We start from the raw sequence: 20524 nt of genomic DNA on the forward strand, positions 1-20524 counted from the left end.
TAAAAATTATACAACTCTATATCTAAAGCTTGTTGCGTTGTTACCGTTTATTTAAATGATGAAAAGATCAGCGAAGGAAGTGGTTTTTGTTTTTTAGCTAATGGATCGGTTTTAACCGCTGCGCATGTTGTTACTGGAAGAATGCCCATCCGTTCTGAAGATGTTGCTGAACCGGGAATTAGAATTTTTGCTAAATTTCCAAGTTCACCGCTTCTTGAATATAAAGTTAGTTTATGTGCAATCACAATAAATGTTGATGTATTTTCGGATGATATTCAGATAGATGTTGCGATCCTTGTGCCAAAGCAATCTGAAGTAAGTTTACCCCACCTTGTTGTCAATGCTAATTCACCTGAACTAGGTGATGAAGTTTTCATGGCTGGTTTTCCTGATGAATTAATTTTACCCTTTCAAATAGATAAGATCCTTAAAAAAGATTTTGTTGGCGTGTCTGAGTTTCTAGATTCAATGCAAAAAGGATATATGGCAGATATGACAGGACCATTAATTAAAAGGGCTGTTGTTGGTAACATTCGACGTATTCAGGCGAGTAATCCCAGTCAAACTATTAATTGTGATGTTTTTTATCTTGATAATGGCATGCATTCTGGTGCAAGTGGCGGCCCAGTAGTAAACCCGAATGGTGAAGTTGTAGGTCTAATAACTCAGAGAGCAATTACTTCAGCATCGCAGTTAGAAGACCCCAACTTATCAGTTCCATCGGGGTCCACAATTTGTATAAGCTTGACAGCTCTTTTGGTTCTCAGTCAAAAGGCGGTATAACTGACTAAACAAGACAGGCACCTTTGTGTACAAAAATATACATTTTGTGCCTGTCTTAGTCGCTAGACTGCTGATTTATACAGTTAGTCTAGTTTTTGGGATGATTAAAAATAAAAAGGAATTATTCCAGAATGTGGGGGCACTTTTTAAATGTTAGATTGTAGTTGATTGATAACAGAGTGTTTTCGTGCGAAAGTTTGTGAATTAGGAACATGATGTACGGAAAGACTCCAGCTTGTATAAAGGATTTTTTCCATATAATAAGCTGTTATGCACTTAAGGATGAGACAAATGAGTATCAAAGCTAAGTTACTACTGCTTGTGATTTTATTTACCTTCAATTCATATGCGGGAACATCAATAAAAATTCACGCGATCCACAAAGAAACATTCGCATGTACTGAGCATTGGGATGGCCAGTTTAAATATGTTGGTGATGCTCTAGGAACAGACTGTGTTATTGGGGGGTGGTATGAAGATGATAAAAGACTATTTCAGCGTTCCTTCACAAACAATGGCTTTAAAAATGAAGATTGGTTTGGTTTTAAGAAGAATGTGCTAGCACCATGTGATTGCACAGTTACAACAATCCAAATAAATCCAATTACGAATCAACCAGGCGTAATGACCCCAGGAAGAGCAAGCTCTATAACTTTCAAAACTAAAGAAGGATTATCGGTCTTACTAGCCCATGTTCGAGAGGTAGCTGTAAAGGAAGGTGAAACAGTCAAACGCGGTGCTGTCGTTGCGAAAGTCGGAAATAATGGTTACAGCCGAAACCCCCATATTCATATTGGAGCATGGGATGAAGAAGGCAAACCTATTCAAATTCAGTTTGATCAAAGTACATTGGCATTGATTGACCGCGAGTAAGTGCATAAGAAACAAATAAAGTCGTGGGCTAAAGCCCACTGGGACGCTAACACGCAGGGCCGCTTCGCTATTATGCCCTACGCGTTATCGCCCCTTATTCAAAAGTTATATTTTATGGAGAGTCTGTGAGTATTTGTCTAACTATTTCAAAAATTGACTGGGCAATAACTAAGGATGTGTTTACGATTATTGGAACAATCTCAGCGATTGTTATTGGTGCAATCGGATTAACCACTTGGCGCAGACAATTGAAAGGCACAAGTGAATATGAAGTAGCTAAAAAAGCAATATTACTTACATATGAAATTGAGCAAGCCATCCAAGGTGTACGAAATCCCATGTTACACCTTCCAAAAGACGAAGTTGAGTCTGGTCGTCGTCTAGAAGCCGAACAACAAATATATGCAGATCGCTTCGTCATTTTAGAAAATAAATGGGCTGAATTACAAACTATAAAACTTGAATCTAAGGTTATTTGGGATAACGCCGCAGCTGAAAGTTTTAATGAAATCAGAGATATTATTGGAAAATTAAGAGGTGGTATTTGGCTTCACTTCTGGATGAAGGGTGCATATGCCGGCCCAGGTGCCACCGTGGATAATAGTGCTGAACGTAGAATAGAAAATGATAAAATCGTGTACTACACCTCTGAAGATGATGAATTTACATTAAAAATAAAACATGCTGTAGAGCATGTTGAGAATTTTTTTAAAGACAAAGTACGCAGCAAATAAATAAAGGAGTAATTTATGGCGACTTGGGACACTACAAAATACGTACAAGAGTGTGATAAGTGTGGCAAAAAATATAATGTAACTAAATACGAGCAACCAGTGAGAGAGAAAGGCCGCTTTAATTGCAAATGCGGCAATGAGCTTGAGCGTTGGAATGGTGGTGTGGATTACGCATTCACTGAAGCAGAGTAATAAAAAATATAACAAGTTGCTTAAACTGAAAAATAACAGTTGGCCATCGCTTCGCGATTATAGCCAACCATTATTTTCCGCTTAGCGCGGCGTTAGCTTACTTTCAAATTGGAATAATCGATGAATTATATAGAAAGTGTAAAAGTAGAAGGGTTTTGGGGTGAAAGAGCTCTTGAGTTTAATTTCAATGATGATGTTAACTTTATTATTGGTATAAATGGTTCAGGAAAAACCACAGCTGTAAATATTGTGGTAGCAGCTTTAACAGCAAACTTTCACGAATTAGATAGGCTTGAGTTTTCAAAAATAGTCATCAAATTAAAGTCTATATCTAGTAGAAAAAAACCTTCTGTAATAATAAATAAACAGGCGGATGACAACAGACCTTTTTCTTCGATAGTTTATGAAATAAGAGAGTCAGCTAGCGAAAAGCCATTAGTGCTATCGCTTGATGATTACGAAGAGCAAATGATGATTAGGAGATATCCAAGGCATATAGTAGAAAGAGAGTTATATAGAAGGCAAGGACGTACAGTATCAAACTCTCTTGATAAGTTAACAAATGTAAGTTGGCTTTCTGTAAACCGAGCTAGCAATGATCATTATGACCCTGATGAATCAGAACAAATTTCAAGTGTCGATCGTAAACTTAAAGAGCTTTCTAACAGATTAGTTAGATATTTCTCTACCCTTGGTAAAAGGGGATCTGAACAGTTTGAAAGCTTTCAAAAAGAAGTGTTCCTCTCTATGCTGTATCGAAAAACTAGTAAACCATTTTTCTCTGCAGCTAAAGAAATCGACCTAGATGATGAAAAGAAATCGTTAGAGGGTATATTTGATCAGTTTAAAGTAAAGCCTAAAGAATTTAAAAGTAAACTTGATGGGCATTTTGAAGCGTTAGCTAGAGCAAAAGATAAGCTCCAAGAAAAAGATCTAAATTTAAATACAACTGATATATCAGTACTTATTGGAACCGAAAGAATTGATTATATTGTTGATGAATGGAATAAATCTATAGATAAAAGAAAGATAATCTTTGAACCAAGAGATACTTTCTTAAAAATAATTAATTCAATGATGCAGAGAAAAGAGTTCTCTATTAATTCACAGAATGAACTTCAGATCACGACTCAATCTGGAAAAAATTTACCTATTCACCGATTATCTTCTGGTGAAAAGCAACTACTTATCGTACTTGGAGAAGCTTTACTCCAAGAAAAACAACCTTGGGTCTATATTGCTGATGAACCTGAATTATCTTTGCATGTAAGGTGGCAAGAAAGTTTGGTTGAAAATCTGCGAGCAATAAACCCCAATTCACAAATTATATTTGCAACACACTCTCCTGATGTAGTCAGTGTATTTTCGGATAAAGTTTTTGATATGGAGTCGATGTTTTAATGTCATTTACTAGAACAAATTCAGGGATGTCCAACTTAGCATTATTCTATAGTTCGGAAGTAATTATCTATACCGAGGGTGGTAATAAGTCCTTTAGTACCGAAGAAGTTGAACAAGGCCAGTATAGCAATAAGTCTACAGATATTAAATTTTGGAGCGCTATATTTGAAAATAGTACCTTTAATAAGAAAGTTCACTTTAGAGCGTTAGGATCAAAAACTGCTTCGAAATCAATATGCGAAAAAATTATTGCGGGTCAAATAAACAATACAATAGTAGCAAGGGACAGGGATTTAGATGGCTTGTGCCCTAATAGTGAATTATATGATTCTCCGTTTATTTTATATACCAAAGGTTATAGCTGGGAGAATGATGTTTACGTAGAGCAATTTACCACAGAGCAAATTAAATCAATGATTTTGGAGCAAGATCTTCCAGAAGAAATAAGCGAGTTGATTAGAGATTCTTATAATAAATATGTAAGTATTGGCTCACGTCTTTTAAAATTGGATTTAATTTTTAGGGATCAAAATAAAAAGTTTTTAACAGAAGTGAACGGTGAGCGTTTTTTCAATCCAAAAAATTCAGCATATATAGATAAAAAACAGATAGCATCTTTTATTAAGCAGAAAAAAGCTGATCTAACCCGCCCCGTTAGTAGTGAGGTTAACCTATCTAATATTTGCCCCATAATGAATAATTACGGTAAATTGTTATGTTCCTTATCTTTGAACATAATTAACTTTATTTGTAAAAAATATTCCGATTATAAATCGATACCTAAACAAATTATTGAGGCAAATATGATTGATAGATTTCGATTGAAGCACCAAAGTGAAGCTGTCCCATATTATAGTGAATTAATAGGTAAGTTGGTATCAGCGTAAGCTAACAAGCACCGCATACCGGCATTTTCGGCGGCTAATTGGTCGTAAATAAAGTCACCCACATACAGGCAGTCTTCGGGTTGTAGCTGCCAGTGTTGGGCTATGTGTAATAATGCTGTGGGGTCGGGCTTGGCGGGTGCATCTTCTCGGGTAAGTACAAACTCAATGGGTATGCGGTTGTTGGCTATTTTAATGGCCGTGGCTTCTCGGCAGTTGCGTGTAACAATAGCTATGGGCAAGTTATTCTCTAAAACCTTATCTACCATTTGCTTACCAAGGGGTAGCCATTTCGCGTTTTGTGCGTCGGTTAGTTCGTGTTGCAATATGGCGTGGTTGGCGTTCTGCTTTTCTTGTTCACACACCATATTGTCTATAAATGTAAGAATGTCTTCATCTTGCGGGCAACCTATATCGGTTCTCATGCGCGAAAAGTTAAGGCTAGACTCAACCAAAGTGCCATCTAAATCGAAAATAACACCTTTAATACCGCTTAAATCCATTCTTTATACTCTTTAATTACGTTTAAGGTAGGTAAGGCTATTTGCCCTTGTGCTATAACGTTGCCACAAACTTGGCTGTGTTTCCGTTAACTTTTAGTTAGTTAACTTATTTTCTGTACTCGGAATCTTTAATATCTACTAACATACGCATTCACTTTCATTTAGCATAGCCGCTCTTTTTTCTAAGCTTCACATTCTATAGGTTACTAATGGGCGTATTCGCAGCACTAGGTACGGCACTTTGTTGGGCAATAGCCGCCCGTTTGTTTAAGGGAACAGGCAACGCGTTTTCTCCCCTTACCATGAATTTTTGGAAGGGCCTTATCTCTATTGCTATTTTGGCTGCGGTTATTGCGGTAGTGCAGCCAAGTGCTTATGAAACCAACGCTGTACTTTGGCTGCTACTTAGCGGCTTTATTGGCATTGGTATTGGCGACACCTGCTTTTTTAAAGCGTTGAAATCTATTGGCGATAGCCAAGCGGTACTAGTGGCCGAAACCTTAGCGCCTTTATTTACTGCCCTTTTTGCCATGGCGTTTATTGGTGAATGGATAACCTGGCAGCAGTGGGTAGGTATTGCAGTAGTGTTATTGTCGGTAGACATGGTGATAAAAGCCCGCAAGCGAAATACCACGCACGTATTCGCAACCTCAGGCTATATGTATGGCGTGGGGGCAGCATTGTGTCAAGCTATAGGCGCTGTGGTTAGCCGCGACATTCTAGGTAGTGGTGATATAGACGCCGCCAGTGCAGCTTTCTTGCGCTTGGTAGGCGGTATGGTTTTTGTCGTACCCTTTATTGTGATTACCCGCACTAAATGGATGCCAGTATTAGCAACCAATCAACGGGTTTGGCCTGCGTTTGTGCTTGCCACCTTATTAGGCACTACCGCCGCTATTTACCTTCAAATGTTTGCCTTTGCTTATGCTAAAGCTGCCGTGGTGCAAACCTTAATCGCCACCAGCGCGTTAATGTCGCTAGGCGTTGCTTGGGTTATGGGCGAAAAAGCCACGAAGGCTACGCTGATATGGTCGGTAATTGCGTTGGTGGGTGTGGGTATTTTGGTTAGCTTCGGTACACCCTTGTAGTACAAGAAGGCGTTTTCGCATTCAGTGTATAGCTAATGCTTTTTGGAGCCAGCGCCTTTACAGTCAGCGCTAGATGTAAACTGCGACTAGCGCCGCTAACACTGCTTCATAACTCAAAGGTAAAGGTTTGGGCGCTAGCGGCTTCTCATTCACCTTGCATGGTTTTAAAGCGTGTATAAACGCCGTTCGTCCAACCAAACCCTAGCTGAACTTCGTACTCCCCGCCACTTGCCGTTTTGTCAGGCTCGCACACGTTGTACTTTTCTAGCATTACGCCGGTTCGCGCAAAATGATCTTCAATGGTTTGCGTAAAGCGATTAATAATGTCGCTCGCTTCATCACTAAAACCATAATTTAATAGCCCTTTCACCGCAAACCATTGCAGAGGCGCCCACCCATTGGGTGAATCCCATTGTTGAGTAGTGGTATTTGCTGTGGTCACTATTCCGCCGGGTGCTAACAAGTGCGTTTGAAGGGCAACATTTACCCCAACAGCCTGTGCATCGGTGGCAAGTTCTACGAACAAAGGTACGGTTGCCGCCGCTGAAAGCACGGTAGTTTGCGTATTACTGGGGTAATGGTAATCGTAAAAACAGGCTTTGTCTTCATTCCACAAATAGGTATTTATTGCCTGCTTTCGGTTAACAGCGGCCTCACGGTATTTGCTGGCTTCGGTGCTAACCCGCGCCAATGTACTTTCTACAAAATACAGCAGTGCGTTCAAATCAATGGGGACTATTTCAGTTGTACGAATGCTACACAAGGCACTTTCATCAGCAAGCCAACGGGAACTGAAATCCCACCCTGATTCACACGCCGCCCTTATATGGCGGTAAAATTCTACTGACTTTGCGCCTACGAGTTCTGCCGTTTCAATATCTTCTCTGTACGATTCTGGTCGTGGTGAGGCTTCGCTATCGTAATACCGGTTAAGTAATGCACCGTTTGGCATGCGAACGAGATGATCGCAGGCGTGGCTAACCGCTTGTGCGCTACTTAAGTTATTGGCGCCGTTCATCCAAAATGCATATTCTTTTTCAATACCGGCAATAGCGCGTTGGCGCTGGGTATTGGTTAATTTTTTTTCTACTAATGCGAACATTAACGCCAGCACGGGCGGCTGGCTTCGGGTGTAATAATAGGCTCGATTTCCGTTTGGAATACAGCCTACTTCATCCAGTATATCTAAGAAATTTTCCAACATGTTGACTGCCATGTTGGCCTTACCAGAATCGATTAAGCCTAAGGCGGTAAAGTAGCTATCCCAGTAATATATTTCTCTGAATCTGCCGCCTGGTACTATGTACGGGCGCGATAGACTAATAAGGCTATCTATATTTTCTGCATCTGGTGTACGGGTAAGTACATCCCACATATGTTGCACATAGTCTGGTACAGCACTGAATGTTAAATCTGTGCTGCTTGCCACCATGTCCGGTATGTTAAAATATGTTTCAACGAACGACGATAAACTAAAGCCTTCGTTATTTTTCTGCTGCTCGTATTGGCTTATTACGTTCTGCCAATCACTTAGTACAATGGCATCGGCAAAGGTCTTACTGTCTTCAAACAAGGCCGCGTTTTGCACATCTTTAAACAAATTGCTTTGAAAAAATGGTAAGCAGGTGCGCCAGCCACTTGTAGTTAATGCCATGTTACGCGGTATCCTTTAACACTATTGAAGAGGTTGCTCGTTTAAAAAAGAACAGAGTGACAAGTAGTGCACCTATGGGAATAAGCGATAAGTAAAAGGCTTGTTGCCCGCCCATTGCTTCAAATACATAGCCGGTAATAATAGAACCTGTAGTTCCGCCAAGCGCGGAGAACACCACTATTAGGCCTGTCATAGGGGCGTGTTGCACCTTGGGCAACGCACTTAACATCACAGAATTAATAACAGGGTAAATAGGTGCCATCATTAACCCAATAAGCGGGATTAAGTACGCCGCTATTGGCGCGTCTACCCAGCTAGCAACGAGGTTCTCGTCTACCTTTTCGGCTAAAGGCAAACTCAATAACATGACGGCGGCCATACCTACTAGGCAGGCATTCATGAAGGGATACCAACTCACTCTTGCTAGCACTACCCCTGCCAATAAGCGGCCAACGGCAAGCGCTACGGCGAAAATACTGGTAATTTGAATACTCACTTGGGTAGGTAAACCCAGTACTTCTCGGTTAAAAGTCGGCAACCAAGACCCTATCCCCTGCTCAATTAGAACGTAGAGGAACACCGAAAGAATAAAGATGAGCACTAAGGGTTTATAGGCTAGCTTAAGCATGTCGATAAACGCACTGCCTACCCCAGTTTCCCTGTTTACTTCTGGTTTTTGAATCGGCGCGGCTAGCACCAATAAAATCGTTACGGCAACTAGAGCGGCAATAAGGTAATACACGTTCAGCCATGAAAGAGACGCTTCGTTGGTGGGATCAATAAAGGCTGCAAATACCCAATAACCAGACAGTACACCCAACATGAAAATACCTTCAACGGTATTCATCAACGAGCTATGTGCTTTGGTGCTGGAAGAGAGTTGCCCAATAATGGCGTATACCGACACTTTCACTAACGCAAAGGCTGTGCCTATACCTGCGAACAAGAGTTTTATAACCCAGAAGCTGCCAATACTAGGCGTAATAGCACATAGCGTGGCCACCAGAATTAGGCCAAATAGCATAGAAATTTTATAGCCGATACGAGGAATAAAGCTAGCGACAAGAAAGGATACTAGCGCGATGGATAAGTCTTTAAACCCTTCTAGGGTGCTGGCTTCTGGTTTCGACACGTCGAAACTGTTTATCGATTGTAAAATAACCGTGCCCACACTGTTTAGCAGTATGGCAAACACATAATAGCTAACGGCTATTGCAGCGATAATCAACAATCTGGACATGTGTAAACACTCTGTTAACTAAATTAAGCCGGAGTGTAGACGGATAAAAACAAAAATGCAAACGTTTGCATTAACCTTTTATTTTCTCTTCCCTAATCATTTTTACGTACATTAATCGTGTTTACTGGAACGGCGAACCACCAGTTGGGTATCTACCACGTAACTAGCTGTTTCTTGGCCTTCAAACTGACGAAGCAATTGATCTACCATGGCTGACGCGGCTTGCTGGGTGTTTTGGCGAATGGTTGTTAAAGCCGGATGCATAAGTTCAGCTAGCGAAATATCGTCGTAACCAACAATACCTACATCGCTTGGAATACCCACGTAGCGCTCTTTCAACGCTTTAAGTGCACCAAGCGCCACCATGTCGCTTGAACACACAATGCCGTCGAAATCTAAGCCATTCGCTTTCACCCTCTGATTTATATACTCGTATGCCGCTTTTGAGGTTATATCGATAGTGCAGGTACAGTCGCTACTTACTGAAATATTGGCATTCTGATGCGCTTGTAAATAGCCCTTATAACGCTCTTGCATCTCGGCATGCTCTGCATCACCTAAGAACAATACGCGTTTAGCGCCTTTTTGCAGCAAGTGAGTAGTAGCATCGAACCCACCTTGGTAATTGTCTCCGCCAACAATAGGATAGTTAGCTTCGCTTTTTGGATCGCCCCATACTACAAGGGGTACACCAGCTTCTGCGGCGCGGTCAATTTTCTTAGTCGACTTTCCCTGCCCAATTACAATCATTCCATCGGCGCGCTGGCTGTGAATAAAGTAGTTAGCCCAATCGTCAGATGCCATGAAGGAATTCGATAGCAGCAACTCGTAGCCTTTAGCGTTAAGCGCTTGGTTTAACTCCCCCACCAACTTCAGCAAGAAAGGATCGGTGGTGCTTTGCTCGGTATGATCAATTAAGTTTAAAATTACCGCGATAACATGCGTTTTTTGCGTACGTAGCCTGCTAGCAGCCGCATTAACACTGTAATTGTGCTCCTTTGCCAAAGCCTGCACTTTACGTCGCGTTTCCTGCTTTATCAGCGGATTGTCTTTTAACGCTCTTGAAGCTGTAGAGGTAGAAACCCCTGCTAACTTTGCTAGCTTTGCTAACGTTAATTTTGTTTCTGAACTCAAATTATTTAGCTCTCTCTTTTTTTCAAACTATACCGAGAAATACCTGAAAAGCCTATGCTCAACGCAAGGCATCCTAAGTTCCTGTATCTCAAGTTAATTGTTTAGCCATACCAAACATCATCATCAAACTTGCATGCCAACAAATGTTAACACGCTTAAACAAATATTTTGCAATCGATTGTATTTTACTCTTGCAATCGTTTGCAAAGAGATCTATTTTGTTGCTCATTCCCGAAGCGAGTGACATTTTTTTAACCTGTTTCACGCATTCGGTTAACAACGCCCAAAAATTATTTTCAGGAGCACACACCATGAAAACGTTGTTCACAAAAGGAATGCTAGCCACTGCAATTTCTTTAGCGTTAACCCAAACGGCCTTTGCACAAGAAGAAACAAAACAGGCTACCGCAGAAAATACTGAAGTTATTGTAGTGAGTGGAACGCCAGGCGGCGCAGGAATAAGAAAAATAGATGCAAGCTTTGCTGTCACCAATATTGATGCCAGCGACATTGAAAAATTTGCCCCTAAATCTACTGCTGACTTATTTAAGGCCATTCCAGGGGTTTGGGTAGAAAGCTCTGGCGGCGAGTCGGGTGCAAACGTATTTGTTCGAGGATTTCCAGGTGGCGGTGATGCACCTTTCCTTACCATTGCGTTAGAAGGTTCACCTATCTATCCCGCTTCAACATTGTCGTTCCTAGAAAACTCTCAGATGTTTAGAATAGACGACACTATTGAAATGGTAGAAGGCTTACGGGGTGGTCCTAACCCGGTAGTGAGTAACGGGCAGCCCGGTTTAACCACCAACTTTCGCTTAAAACGCGGCGGTGAAGATTCTGAAGCCAGCGTAAAATATACGGTATCTGATTATGGTTTGAATCGCGTTGATCTTGTACTTAGCGGTGCACTAGCCGACGACCTTTACTACATGGTAGGCGGTTACGTAAAAAGCTCTGATGGTATTCGCGATGCTGGGTTTAGCTCTGAAGAGGGCAACCAATTCACTGTTAACCTAACCAAAATTTTTGATAAAGGTGAGTTAAACCTTTATACCCGTCAAACTGACGATCATGGTACATGGTATTTACCTACGCCGTTGAATGTAGAAGGCATTGATGCAAACTACACCCAAATAGGCCCGTTGAATCGTCAAGCCACTATAAACTATGGCCCAGATAATACCGCTGAGTCTTTCGACTTTGGCGACGGTCGCGGCTGGGATGGTCATGTGAGCGGGGGTAGCTTAAAGCTTGAGCTAGGTGGCGGCTGGCATTTGGTTGACCGTTTTAACCTGACTAAAGGCGAAGCTAACACCTTTGGTTTAGTGCCAGATGGCTCTGCTGTTACTGTTGCCGATGTAGCTGATAACGGCGAAAGCGCGACGGGTGCAGTAACCGGAAACACCTACGATGCCGATACCCCTATTCAACAAATTGGCCGTTGGGTTGTACTGAAAGACGTTGAGTCATTCACTAACGACTTGGCCGTATCTAAATCGTGGGACAACTTCGATACCTCTTTTGGTATTTATAGCGCGACCACTAAAGCAGAAGACTGGTGGAGCATTGGAAACCAAGCCTACTATGTATTAGTGCCTGGTGGCGAAATGCTAGACGGCATAGCTTGCAATAGCAGCGAAGAAGGCTGTGGTTGGGGCTACGATATAAACTCGGTAGGCGATGCCAGCACATTCGCACTGTATGCCACAAGCACATGGTATGCCACTGAAGATTTAAGCATCGATTTAGGGCTACGTCGTGAAAACCATGAAGTAAGCTACTCAGTAGATGAGGGTCTAGATGGCGTAATAACCAAAGCATTAGAGTATGACGAAAACAAGACATCTTGGACATTAGGCGCTAACTACGCACTTAATGATTTTAGCGGTGTGTTCGTACGTATGAACCGTGGCTACAAAATGCCTTATTTTGATGACTTTCGTGATAACTGGGGCGCTTATACTGGCGGTAATGACTTAATTAAAGAAGTTACTCAGGGCGAGCTTGGCTATAAATTCATGAATGACGACATTCAATTTTTTGCCACTGCGTTTGCCAACGAAGTGCAAGGCGATACTTTTGTACGTCGTCCAGGTGCACCGGCTGAAATTTTAACGAATGAAGCTTACGGTATTGAGTTTGACGGAAAGTACAGCCACGATTCTGGTTTTTCACTTAGTTTAAATGCAACGTTTCAAGAAACCGAAATTACAGCAAGTGCTACCAATGAAGGTAATGAAGCGCAGCGTCAGCCTGGCTGGCAAGTACGTATGACCCCAAGCTATGGTTTCGATGTGGGTGACATGTATGCCACAGTTTACGGTACTTTTTCAGCCGTAGACGATCGCTTTGGTGACAACGAAAACACGGTAGTCTTAGAAGGGTATGAAAAAGTTGATGTGGGCATGACACTTGAGCCTACCGATGCCCTCCGTGTTCAATTGTCTATCGACAACCTAACAGACGAACAAGGTATAACCGAAGGCGATCCTAGAAACCCTGATTCACCTAACGGGCGCTATATCATGCCAAGAAGTATGAAACTGAGTGTGTCTTACCTGTTCTTTTAATTAACAGGATATAAGCTACTAAACCAAAGCCGATGATATTTATCATCGGCTTTTTGCTATAGCTTTTATCGTAAATTTTACCTTAGCCTTTTACCTCAAGATAGAGACATTATATGAAACGGGTTTTCTTGTTCCTTGTTACCAACTTAGCCGTGGTGTTAGTGCTAGGTATTGTGCTGAATATTGTGTTTGCTGCTTTTGGTATTGATAACCGCAGTATGACTGGGCTATTAGTTTTCTCTGCGGTTTTTGGTTTTGGCGGTGCGCTTATTTCATTAGCCATGTCGAAATGGATTGCCAAACGAAGTACGGGAGCCCAAGTGATTGATAACCCCACCACCCCCACTGAACACTGGTTAATTAATATGGTATCTGCCCAAGCTAAAAAAGCGGGTATTGGCATGCCCGAGGTGGCTATTTACGACTCACCTGAAATAAACGCCTTTGCGACCGGCATGAATAAGAACAATGCCTTAGTTGCTGTAAGCAGTGGCTTATTAAATGGTATGAGCGAAGATGAAGCGGAAGCGGTGCTTGCTCATGAAATATCTCACATTGCCAATGGCGACATGGTTACCCTTACATTAATTCAAGGGGTTGTGAATACCTTCGTTATCTTTTTAGCGCGCGTAATTGCAGGCGCTATTTCTAATGCTGCTCGTGGCAGTAATAACGGAAGCAGTGCATTAGGCGGCTTTGCTTACTATGGCATTGTGTTTGTACTAGAAATGCTGTTTGGTATTTTGGCTAGCATTATTGTGATGTGGTTTTCCCGTCAACGTGAGTACCGGGCCGATGCAGGTTCAGCCAAATTAGTGGGCAGACAAAAAATGATAGCGGCGTTAACGCGCTTAAAATCAAACAGTGAAAGTCAGTTAGATGGCACCATGATGGCCTTTGGCATTTCGGGTAAGTCAGCATTTTCAGAATTATTTATGAGCCACCCGCCCTTAGATAAGCGTATAGATGTGCTTAGACGTCGCGCGAAAGCGCAATAATAAAGGGAGTTACTAGCATGACAGCACCTAAAGCGATTTTTTTCGACATTAACGAAACCTTGCTTGATATGGCAGAAATGAAGCATGGTTTAGCGCCATTACTCGGTGGCAATGAAGACTTAGTCGATTTGTGGTTTGCCAACCTTTTACATCACTCCCTTGTCGATATAGCTTCTAACCAGTTTCATGATTTTATCAACATTGGAGCAGCTGCTTTGGTGATGGTGGCGCATAGTAAAGGTTTTACGGTTTCTGAAGATGAAGCCCTTAACGCCATAAAAAGCCACATTACCAAGCTTCCTGCGCATGATGATGTAAAGCCAACACTTTCAAAGCTGCAATCGTTAAATGTACCCTTAGTGGCGCTATCCAACTCCTCTATTGAAGGGCTAAAAGCGCAGCTGGAATTTGCAGGTATTTGTGAACGCTTTTCGCATGTACTCAGCACGGAACAAATTAAAACGTATAAGCCTTACCCCGAAGTATACCGCTGGGCATGTAAAGAAGTTGGCGTTGAGCCCAAAGGAGCCATGATGGTAGCCGCACATGGGTGGGATGTCAGTGGTGCGAAGGCTATTGGTATGCAAACCACGTTTGTGAGCAGACCTGGCAAGATAATGTATCCGTTAGGACTTACACCCGACTTGATTGTGGAAAGTTTAACTGAGCTTGAGCAAGCAATGAAAAAGGGTGCATAGAACACCCTTGATATATAAAGTGTAGCAGGCTTTAGTTATCAGTTTTAGCAACTAATTGTCTGCCTTTAAACCCTTTTGATGAACAGTTTGAACGCTTAGTTTCTAGCGCGCCCAACTGTCGCTTTAACCAAGACTTTTGAATACCCGATTTAGCTGCATCCATTTCACCACTCACTCGTGAAATTTCTTTACCCACATTCACGCATGCTTTAGCGGTTGGTTGAAACCCGCCATTTGCCAAGGCTGCAGAAGAAAATGCTGCGGATGATAATACCATTGCGATTAGCGCTTGCTGTTTCATACATGTCCCCAACGGCCTGATATCGTTCAAGCTCATTTGTTTTCGGTAGAGAAGGCTATGTGATGCCTTGATTTGTTTTGAAACTATAGCAATTATGATCTTATTTTTAGGTGTTAGGAATTATACCTAATGATAATAAATTCAGGTATACCGTAACGACCCATGCCTTTTATTTCCCCATCATGTATTCGTATTTCTCATGATTTTTTAGGGGCGTTGCTAATGTTTCTTATATTGTTATCGGCCTATTGTAAGCATTCACGATAACCATTCCGTAGTTGAGGTTACAGTAACAGCTTTCTGTAACAGCAATGTAATCGTGACAACAGATCCGCTTCATTAAAACATCAATTAAATCAGCTAACAAGCTAAGTGCAAACTTAGCGGCAACATAGATTAAACAAAAACCAATTAAAGCCGAGTACCCACGCCAATCGACTCTAATGTATCGAGTATAGCATCTGCTAGCGAAGCTAGCGGCGTAACATGGCTAGCCGCATTTAATTCTATCGCCACTTTGGGCATGCCAAATACAACACAGCTTTTTTCATCTTGGCAAAACGTAGTGGCTCCTTGCTGTCTCATTTGCCGTAATCCGTTTGCACCATCCCGTCCCATACCGGTTAGCAACACACCAACAGCATTTGCCCCTGCATTAACCGCTAATGAATTAAAAAGCACGTCTACTGAAGGCTTGTGCCCCGACTCTCTTGGGCCATCAGACAAGGCAATTCGATAATCTGCGCCGCTGCGCTCAACAACGAGGTGCTTATCACCCGGCGCTAAATAGGCATGTCCAGGTAATAAACGCTCTCCGCCTTTTGCTTCACTAACCTCCACTTCACATAAGCTATTTAATCTGCGGGCGTAGGTTGTCGTAAAACCCGGCGGCATGTGCTGGGTAATAACAGTGGCAGGCGCGTTTCTAGGGAAATGCATGAGTACATCTTTAATCGCTTCAGTGCCGCCAGTAGAAGCCCCAATTCCTATTACCTTTTCACTGCCAGTGTAACGCATGGCCGCATGTTGTGACGCCCGCGACTGTGTAGGCGCACTCAGTGTGGAATGCGCCGCCATTCTAATTTTTTCCGTTATTACTGCCCGATACTCTTCCATACCTTGCACCACACCTAACTTAGGTTTTGGAACAAAATCTACCGCCCCCAACTCTAACGAGCGAAGCGTAGCATCCGCCCCCTTTTCCGTTAACGTAGACACCATAACTACCGGTGTGGGGCATGCTTTCATCATGACCTCTAAAAAACGTAAGCCATCCACTTTAGGCATTTCAATATCTAGAGTGATCACATTAGGCTTAAACTCTTGTACCATTTTCTTTGCTACAAACGCATCGGGTGCCGCCCCAACCAAAAGCATGTCAGCTTCATTGTTAATAATTTCAGATAACAACTGCCTGATAAGTGCAGAGTCATCTACCACGAGAACTTTGATGGGCATTGTCAGGCTCCGTTAGCGAGAAATCATCGGGATTGGCTTGCTGAGATAGCAGCACTCGGTGGTTAGATTCACGCTCATACAAGCTGGTATTATTAAAGTTTCTAATTCGCTTCATATAAACATTACCTTCATCGGGTAAAAAGTATATTTTGCGGGCGTAGTCTGACATTAAGTCGCTATTTAATAGAGGTATGTTTTCCCTGGTTAAATAGTTAACAACAAACTCAGCGTTAATTCTTCCAATATCTTGTTGCACAAACCCAGCGAGCACTTTGCCACCGCCAAAGGCCTTGGCCACTAGCTTTTCTTTTCGTGCCCCTAGTGTAATGAGCTTATCAATAAGCATATCCATTGCATGCACACCGTATTTAGATGCAAGATTGCTGTCTAGCTCACTGGCTAAATTCAATTCAGGCAACATGAAATGATTCATGCCACCAATTTTCTTTTCTGGGTCGTAAATACACGCGGCAACACAGGAACCTAAAATTGTAACCAACACCTTATTTGAAGCGGTAGCAACGTATTGCCCGGGTAATAATTTAACGGCTTCTTTTCGAAATCGGTTATCGAAGTAACTGATAGGTTGTTCATCTTGGCTCATACTGCTAACCCCTTTTAATTTACTGGCCGATAAATAGTTTTACCCATAGGCCGCACCAACTCGGGGTACATAGTGAAATTTTCAGAATGACCGGCTACATACATTCCCTCAGGTGTCATTAACGTAACCATTCGGGATAGAATTTTGCGCTGAGTGTCTCGATCGAAGTAGATCATGACGTTTCGACAAAAAATAATATCTATTGGGCTTTCAATCTCCCATGTGGGCGACATCAGGTTTAGGGTTTCAAACTGCACCATACGCCTCAGTTCATCGGCCACACGCACTTTTCCTAGCTGCGTGCCCTTTCCCTTATAGAAAAACTGTTGTCGATAGTCAGCAGGTAATTGTTCAATGCCGCTAGCGCTGTAAACCCCTGACGCCGCCTTTTGCAACACTCTGCTATCAATATCAGTGGCAACAATAGACACTGGAGGGGTAAAGGTGCCAAAGACCGAGGCCACTGTCATTGCGATGGAATAAGGCTCTTCCCCCGTACTACTGGCCGAACACCAAATGCGTTTTGTGTTGGGATGCTGCTTTAAGTACGTTGAAAGCGCTTCAAAATGATGAGGCTCTCTGAAGAAGGAGGTTAAATTAGTCGTCAGCGCATTAACAAAATGCTCTTGTTCTTGGTGGTTGTGGGCCACCATTTCCAAGTAGTCATTGAAACGGGTTAATTTTAATATGCGCAAGCGCCGCGCTAAACGGCTATACACCATGGCATCTTTAGAGTCGGCTAGCCGAATACCGGCACGCTCAAACAGTAAGCGCCTAACTCTATCGAAGTCTCGCCGACTGTAGGCAAATTCCCTTTGCGCCACTACTTCGTGTAACTCCGTCATACACTAAAAGGCCTCCCATTCTGCTTCATCCGGCGACATTGGGTTTAACGATACTCTTGGCTTAGAAGGCCCAGGCCCCGATATCGCTCTTGGAGAAGATGTAGGAAACGATGCCATGCTATTCGATGACGTAGAGGCTGAACTAAAGCTCTGTTGCCCCACTTTAAATACAGCTACCCGCTGTGCTAATTGCCCAGACTGCTGCCTCATACTGTCTGCGGCGGCTGCCGCTTCTTCTACAAGTGCTGCATTTTGTTGTGTCATTTCATCCATTTGCACAACAGCGTTGTTTACCTCTTGAATACCGGTGGCTTGCTCGGAGCTTGCCGCGGCAATTTCTGACATAATATCGTTCACCCGCTTAATTGCCGTCACAATATCCGCCATGGTTTCACCAGACTTATTCACCAACACATTGCCGTTAGTAATCTTCTCTACCGAGGTTGAAATAAGCCCTTTAATATCTTTAGCCGCTTCAGCCGAGCGTTGGGCTAATGTGCGTACTTCCGATGCTACTACTGCAAACCCACGGCCTTGCTCGCCAGCTCGCGCCGCTTCTACTGCGGCGTTTAGAGCTAATATGTTGGTTTGAAATGCAATGCCGTCAATAACACCAATAATGTCAGATATGCGCTGGGCCGAATCGTTGATTTCCCCCATGGTGTGAACCACTTTTTCAATTACCTTTCCGCCTTCTGATGCCACATCAGATGCCTGACTGGCCAAGCCTTTCGCTTGGTCAGCATTTTCCGCATTCAGTTTTACCGTACCTGTGAGCTCTTCCATGGCCGATGCCGTTTCTTCTAGGCTAGACGCTTGCTGCTCGGTTCGACTTGATAGGTCGGCATTTCCTGTCGCAATTTCATTAGAAGCAGTATCAATAGTTTCCACCGCATCGTGAATTTTGATGATGGTGTCGCGTAGTTCATCCACGAATTGATTGATTGACTCGCCAAGTACTTTAAAGTCGCCATCTAGCGGCTCTTCAATGTTATGCAATAAATCGCCTTCGGTAAGCTTAGACATCACGGTTTTAATGCTGTCTACCGCAACCGTGCGCCCCGTAATATCGGTGGCGTACTTCACTACCCTAAACGGTTTGCCGTTTTGGTCTAATATGGGGTTATAAGAGGCCTGAATATAAACCGCATTGCCTAATTTGCTAATACGCTTGTATTCGCCACTGGCGTAAACCCCCTTGCGTAGTTGTTCCCAAAACGCCGCGTATTCTGGGCTATTTTTGTAAGCAGCCTCTACGAATATGCTGTGATGCTTTCCTTTCACTTCATCTAGGGTGTAACCAAGTGCCGATAAGAAATTACTGTTGGCATCTAAAATCACGCCGTCTAAATCAAATTCGATAACCGCTTGAGATTTACTAATAGCGGTTAGTTGCCCTTCGAAGTAAGCGTTCTTAGCTTTTTCTGCGGTAATATCAGTGGCGAATTTCACAACCTTAAAAGGTTGCCCGTTGCTGTCTAAAATAGGGTTATAAGAAGCTTGGATCCAAATTTCACTGCCCCCTTTGCCTAACCTTTTAAATTCACCTGTTCGATAATTACCTGCTTGCAAATCTTTCCAGAATGCAGCGTATTCAGGGCTAAGTTTTACCTCTTTTTCCACGAACGTACTGTGATGCTTTCCTTTGATTTCCTCTAAGGAATACCCCATCACACTAAGAAAGTTATTATTCGCGGTTAGAATATTGCCTTGTAAGTCGAATTCAATAACGGCTTGAGACTTACTAATCGCGTTAATTTGCCCTTCATAATCGGCGTTTTGCTTTTTCTCAGCGGTAATATCAATAGCAAATTTTACAATAGCGATAACCTCGCCATTGTGATCAAAAATAGGGTTATAAGAAGCTTGGATCCAAACGTCTTCGCCCTTGTTATTTACTCGGCAAAACTCACCGCTGTGTGCTTCACCGCTTCGCAATACTGACCAAAAATCTTTATATTCTTGGCTACTGGCGTATTCACGAGTGACAAACAGGCTGTGATGCTTACCTTTAATTTCGCTTTCTGAATACCCCATGGCAGATAGAAAGTTTTCATTTGCTTTAACAATATTGCCGTCGGGAGAAAAAAGAATAACCGCTTGGCTTCGGTTAATGGCATTAACCATACCCTCGCGCTGATCTTCCTGTTCGTTATCGCTCCATTGCACAACATACTGCGCTGGATCTGAGCTTGACGCGCTAAGCGCGGTAATATTAAGAGTAAATGCGGTCTGGGCCAATTGTGCATATAGGCTTGCTTCACGGCACTGCAAAATGTCATTCAGAAGTTGGGTATTTCCCTTTACGGTCGTCGACAAATTCTGCCCCTTCAAAGCAGCATGGCCACCAAAATCATCAGGGTATTGTTGCGCCAACGCTAAAAAAGCGGGGTTGTGATATACAATATTACCCGCGCCATCAATTACCATAATGCTTGCGGTGCTTGCATCGAGAATTTGCGTTTTTAGCTGCGCCTCGTGCTGTGCAGCTTTAAGCTCATCATTGTTGAGAAAGTTAAACACGCCCATAACCAGTTCATCCTAAATTTGCGAAATTTTTTACC

General features: G+C 42.6%; 19 protein-coding genes. 10 read left to right on the plus strand and 9 right to left on the minus strand.

Annotated elements, in window-relative coordinates; translation table 11 throughout:
- Nucleotides 1-66: 66 nt before the first annotated feature.
- From JKP82_RS02450 to JKP82_RS02475, 6 genes are all read left to right on the plus strand, one after another.
- A complete protein-coding gene (locus tag JKP82_RS02450) occupies nt 67-783 on the plus strand; it encodes a S1 family peptidase (RefSeq protein ID WP_309475312.1) in 717 nt (238 codons plus the stop codon).
- Nucleotides 784-1074: 291 nt separating this feature from the next.
- Nucleotides 1075-1656, plus strand: coding sequence for a M23 family metallopeptidase (locus JKP82_RS02455; protein ID WP_218395705.1), 582 nt, complete (start codon nt 1075-1077; stop codon nt 1654-1656).
- Between the two features lie 125 nt (nt 1657-1781).
- The gene (locus JKP82_RS02460) at nt 1782-2390 is read left to right on the plus strand and encodes a hypothetical protein (protein WP_258544318.1); all 609 of its coding nucleotides are present in this window, start codon (nt 1782-1784) and stop codon (nt 2388-2390) included.
- Between the two features lie 15 nt (nt 2391-2405).
- A complete protein-coding gene (locus JKP82_RS02465) occupies nt 2406-2582 on the plus strand; it encodes a hypothetical protein (protein WP_218395707.1) in 177 nt (58 codons plus the stop codon).
- A 120-nt stretch (nt 2583-2702) separates the two neighbouring features.
- Complete coding sequence (locus tag JKP82_RS02470; protein WP_218395709.1) at nt 2703-3983, plus strand: AAA family ATPase; 1281 nt, start codon at nt 2703-2705, stop codon at nt 3981-3983.
- Nucleotides 3983-4870, plus strand: coding sequence for a hypothetical protein (locus tag JKP82_RS02475; RefSeq protein ID WP_218395711.1), 888 nt, complete (start codon nt 3983-3985; stop codon nt 4868-4870). The genes JKP82_RS02470 and JKP82_RS02475 overlap by 1 nt, the downstream gene beginning before the upstream one ends.
- Here the strand turns inward: JKP82_RS02475 and JKP82_RS02480 are convergent.
- The gene (locus JKP82_RS02480; RefSeq protein WP_218395713.1) at nt 4834-5370 is read right to left on the minus strand and encodes an HAD family hydrolase; all 537 of its coding nucleotides are present in this window, start codon (nt 5368-5370) and stop codon (nt 4834-4836) included. The genes JKP82_RS02475 and JKP82_RS02480 overlap by 37 nt on opposite strands.
- Before the next feature lie 209 nt (nt 5371-5579).
- On the opposite strand from JKP82_RS02480, the gene JKP82_RS02485 reads away from it, so the two are divergent.
- Nucleotides 5580-6458 (plus strand): DMT family transporter, encoded by an 879-nt coding sequence (locus JKP82_RS02485; protein ID WP_218395715.1) that lies wholly within the window; start codon nt 5580-5582, stop codon nt 6456-6458.
- A gap of 145 nt (nt 6459-6603) precedes the next feature.
- Here the strand turns inward: JKP82_RS02485 and treF are convergent, their stop codons facing one another.
- From treF to JKP82_RS02500, 3 genes are all read right to left on the minus strand, one after another.
- On the minus strand, nt 6604-8112 hold the full coding sequence (treF, locus tag JKP82_RS02490) for an alpha,alpha-trehalase TreF (RefSeq protein ID WP_218395717.1): 1509 nt from the start codon (nt 8110-8112) through the stop codon (nt 6604-6606).
- Between the two features lies 1 nt (nt 8113).
- Nucleotides 8114-9352: an MFS transporter gene (locus JKP82_RS02495; protein ID WP_201299234.1), complete on the minus strand. Its 1239-nt coding sequence runs from the start codon at nt 9350-9352 to the stop codon at nt 8114-8116.
- Between the two features lie 111 nt (nt 9353-9463).
- A complete protein-coding gene (locus JKP82_RS02500) occupies nt 9464-10486 on the minus strand; it encodes a LacI family DNA-binding transcriptional regulator (protein ID WP_159528145.1) in 1023 nt (340 codons plus the stop codon).
- A gap of 311 nt (nt 10487-10797) precedes the next feature.
- Between JKP82_RS02500 and JKP82_RS02505 the strand changes: the two genes are divergently transcribed.
- From JKP82_RS02505 to JKP82_RS02515, 3 genes are all read left to right on the plus strand, one after another.
- Entirely contained in the window at nt 10798-13056 is a 2259-nt protein-coding gene (locus tag JKP82_RS02505; RefSeq protein ID WP_159528143.1) for a TonB-dependent receptor, read from the plus strand.
- A 113-nt stretch (nt 13057-13169) separates the two neighbouring features.
- On the plus strand, nt 13170-14054 hold the full coding sequence (htpX, locus tag JKP82_RS02510; protein WP_159528141.1) for a protease HtpX: 885 nt from the start codon (nt 13170-13172) through the stop codon (nt 14052-14054).
- Between the two features lie 17 nt (nt 14055-14071).
- Nucleotides 14072-14752, plus strand: coding sequence for a haloacid dehalogenase type II (locus JKP82_RS02515; RefSeq protein WP_159528139.1), 681 nt, complete (start codon nt 14072-14074; stop codon nt 14750-14752).
- A 31-nt stretch (nt 14753-14783) separates the two neighbouring features.
- On the opposite strand, the gene JKP82_RS02520 is transcribed toward JKP82_RS02515, so the two are convergent.
- The 5 genes from JKP82_RS02520 to JKP82_RS02540 form a co-directional block, all read right to left on the minus strand.
- Nucleotides 14784-15053: a hypothetical protein gene (locus tag JKP82_RS02520; protein ID WP_218395719.1), complete on the minus strand. Its 270-nt coding sequence runs from the start codon at nt 15051-15053 to the stop codon at nt 14784-14786.
- A 411-nt stretch (nt 15054-15464) separates the two neighbouring features.
- A complete protein-coding gene (locus JKP82_RS02525) occupies nt 15465-16511 on the minus strand; it encodes a protein-glutamate methylesterase/protein-glutamine glutaminase (protein WP_159528135.1) in 1047 nt (348 codons plus the stop codon).
- Nucleotides 16483-17115: a chemoreceptor glutamine deamidase CheD gene (gene cheD, locus JKP82_RS02530; RefSeq protein WP_159528133.1), complete on the minus strand. Its 633-nt coding sequence runs from the start codon at nt 17113-17115 to the stop codon at nt 16483-16485. Before cheD ends, JKP82_RS02525 begins: the two co-directional genes overlap by 29 nt.
- A gap of 14 nt (nt 17116-17129) precedes the next feature.
- Nucleotides 17130-17960 carry a CheR family methyltransferase gene (locus tag JKP82_RS02535; RefSeq protein ID WP_218395721.1) on the minus strand — a complete coding sequence of 277 codons (831 nt, stop codon included), beginning with the start codon at nt 17958-17960 and terminating at the stop codon, nt 17130-17132.
- A gap of 3 nt (nt 17961-17963) precedes the next feature.
- Nucleotides 17964-20489: a methyl-accepting chemotaxis protein gene (locus JKP82_RS02540; protein ID WP_218395723.1), complete on the minus strand. Its 2526-nt coding sequence runs from the start codon at nt 20487-20489 to the stop codon at nt 17964-17966.
- Nucleotides 20490-20524 lie beyond the last annotated feature (35 nt).

It is taken from the genome of Alteromonas lipotrueae (assembly GCF_019249215.1).
Classification (GTDB): domain Bacteria; phylum Pseudomonadota; class Gammaproteobacteria; order Enterobacterales; family Alteromonadaceae; genus Alteromonas; species Alteromonas lipotrueae.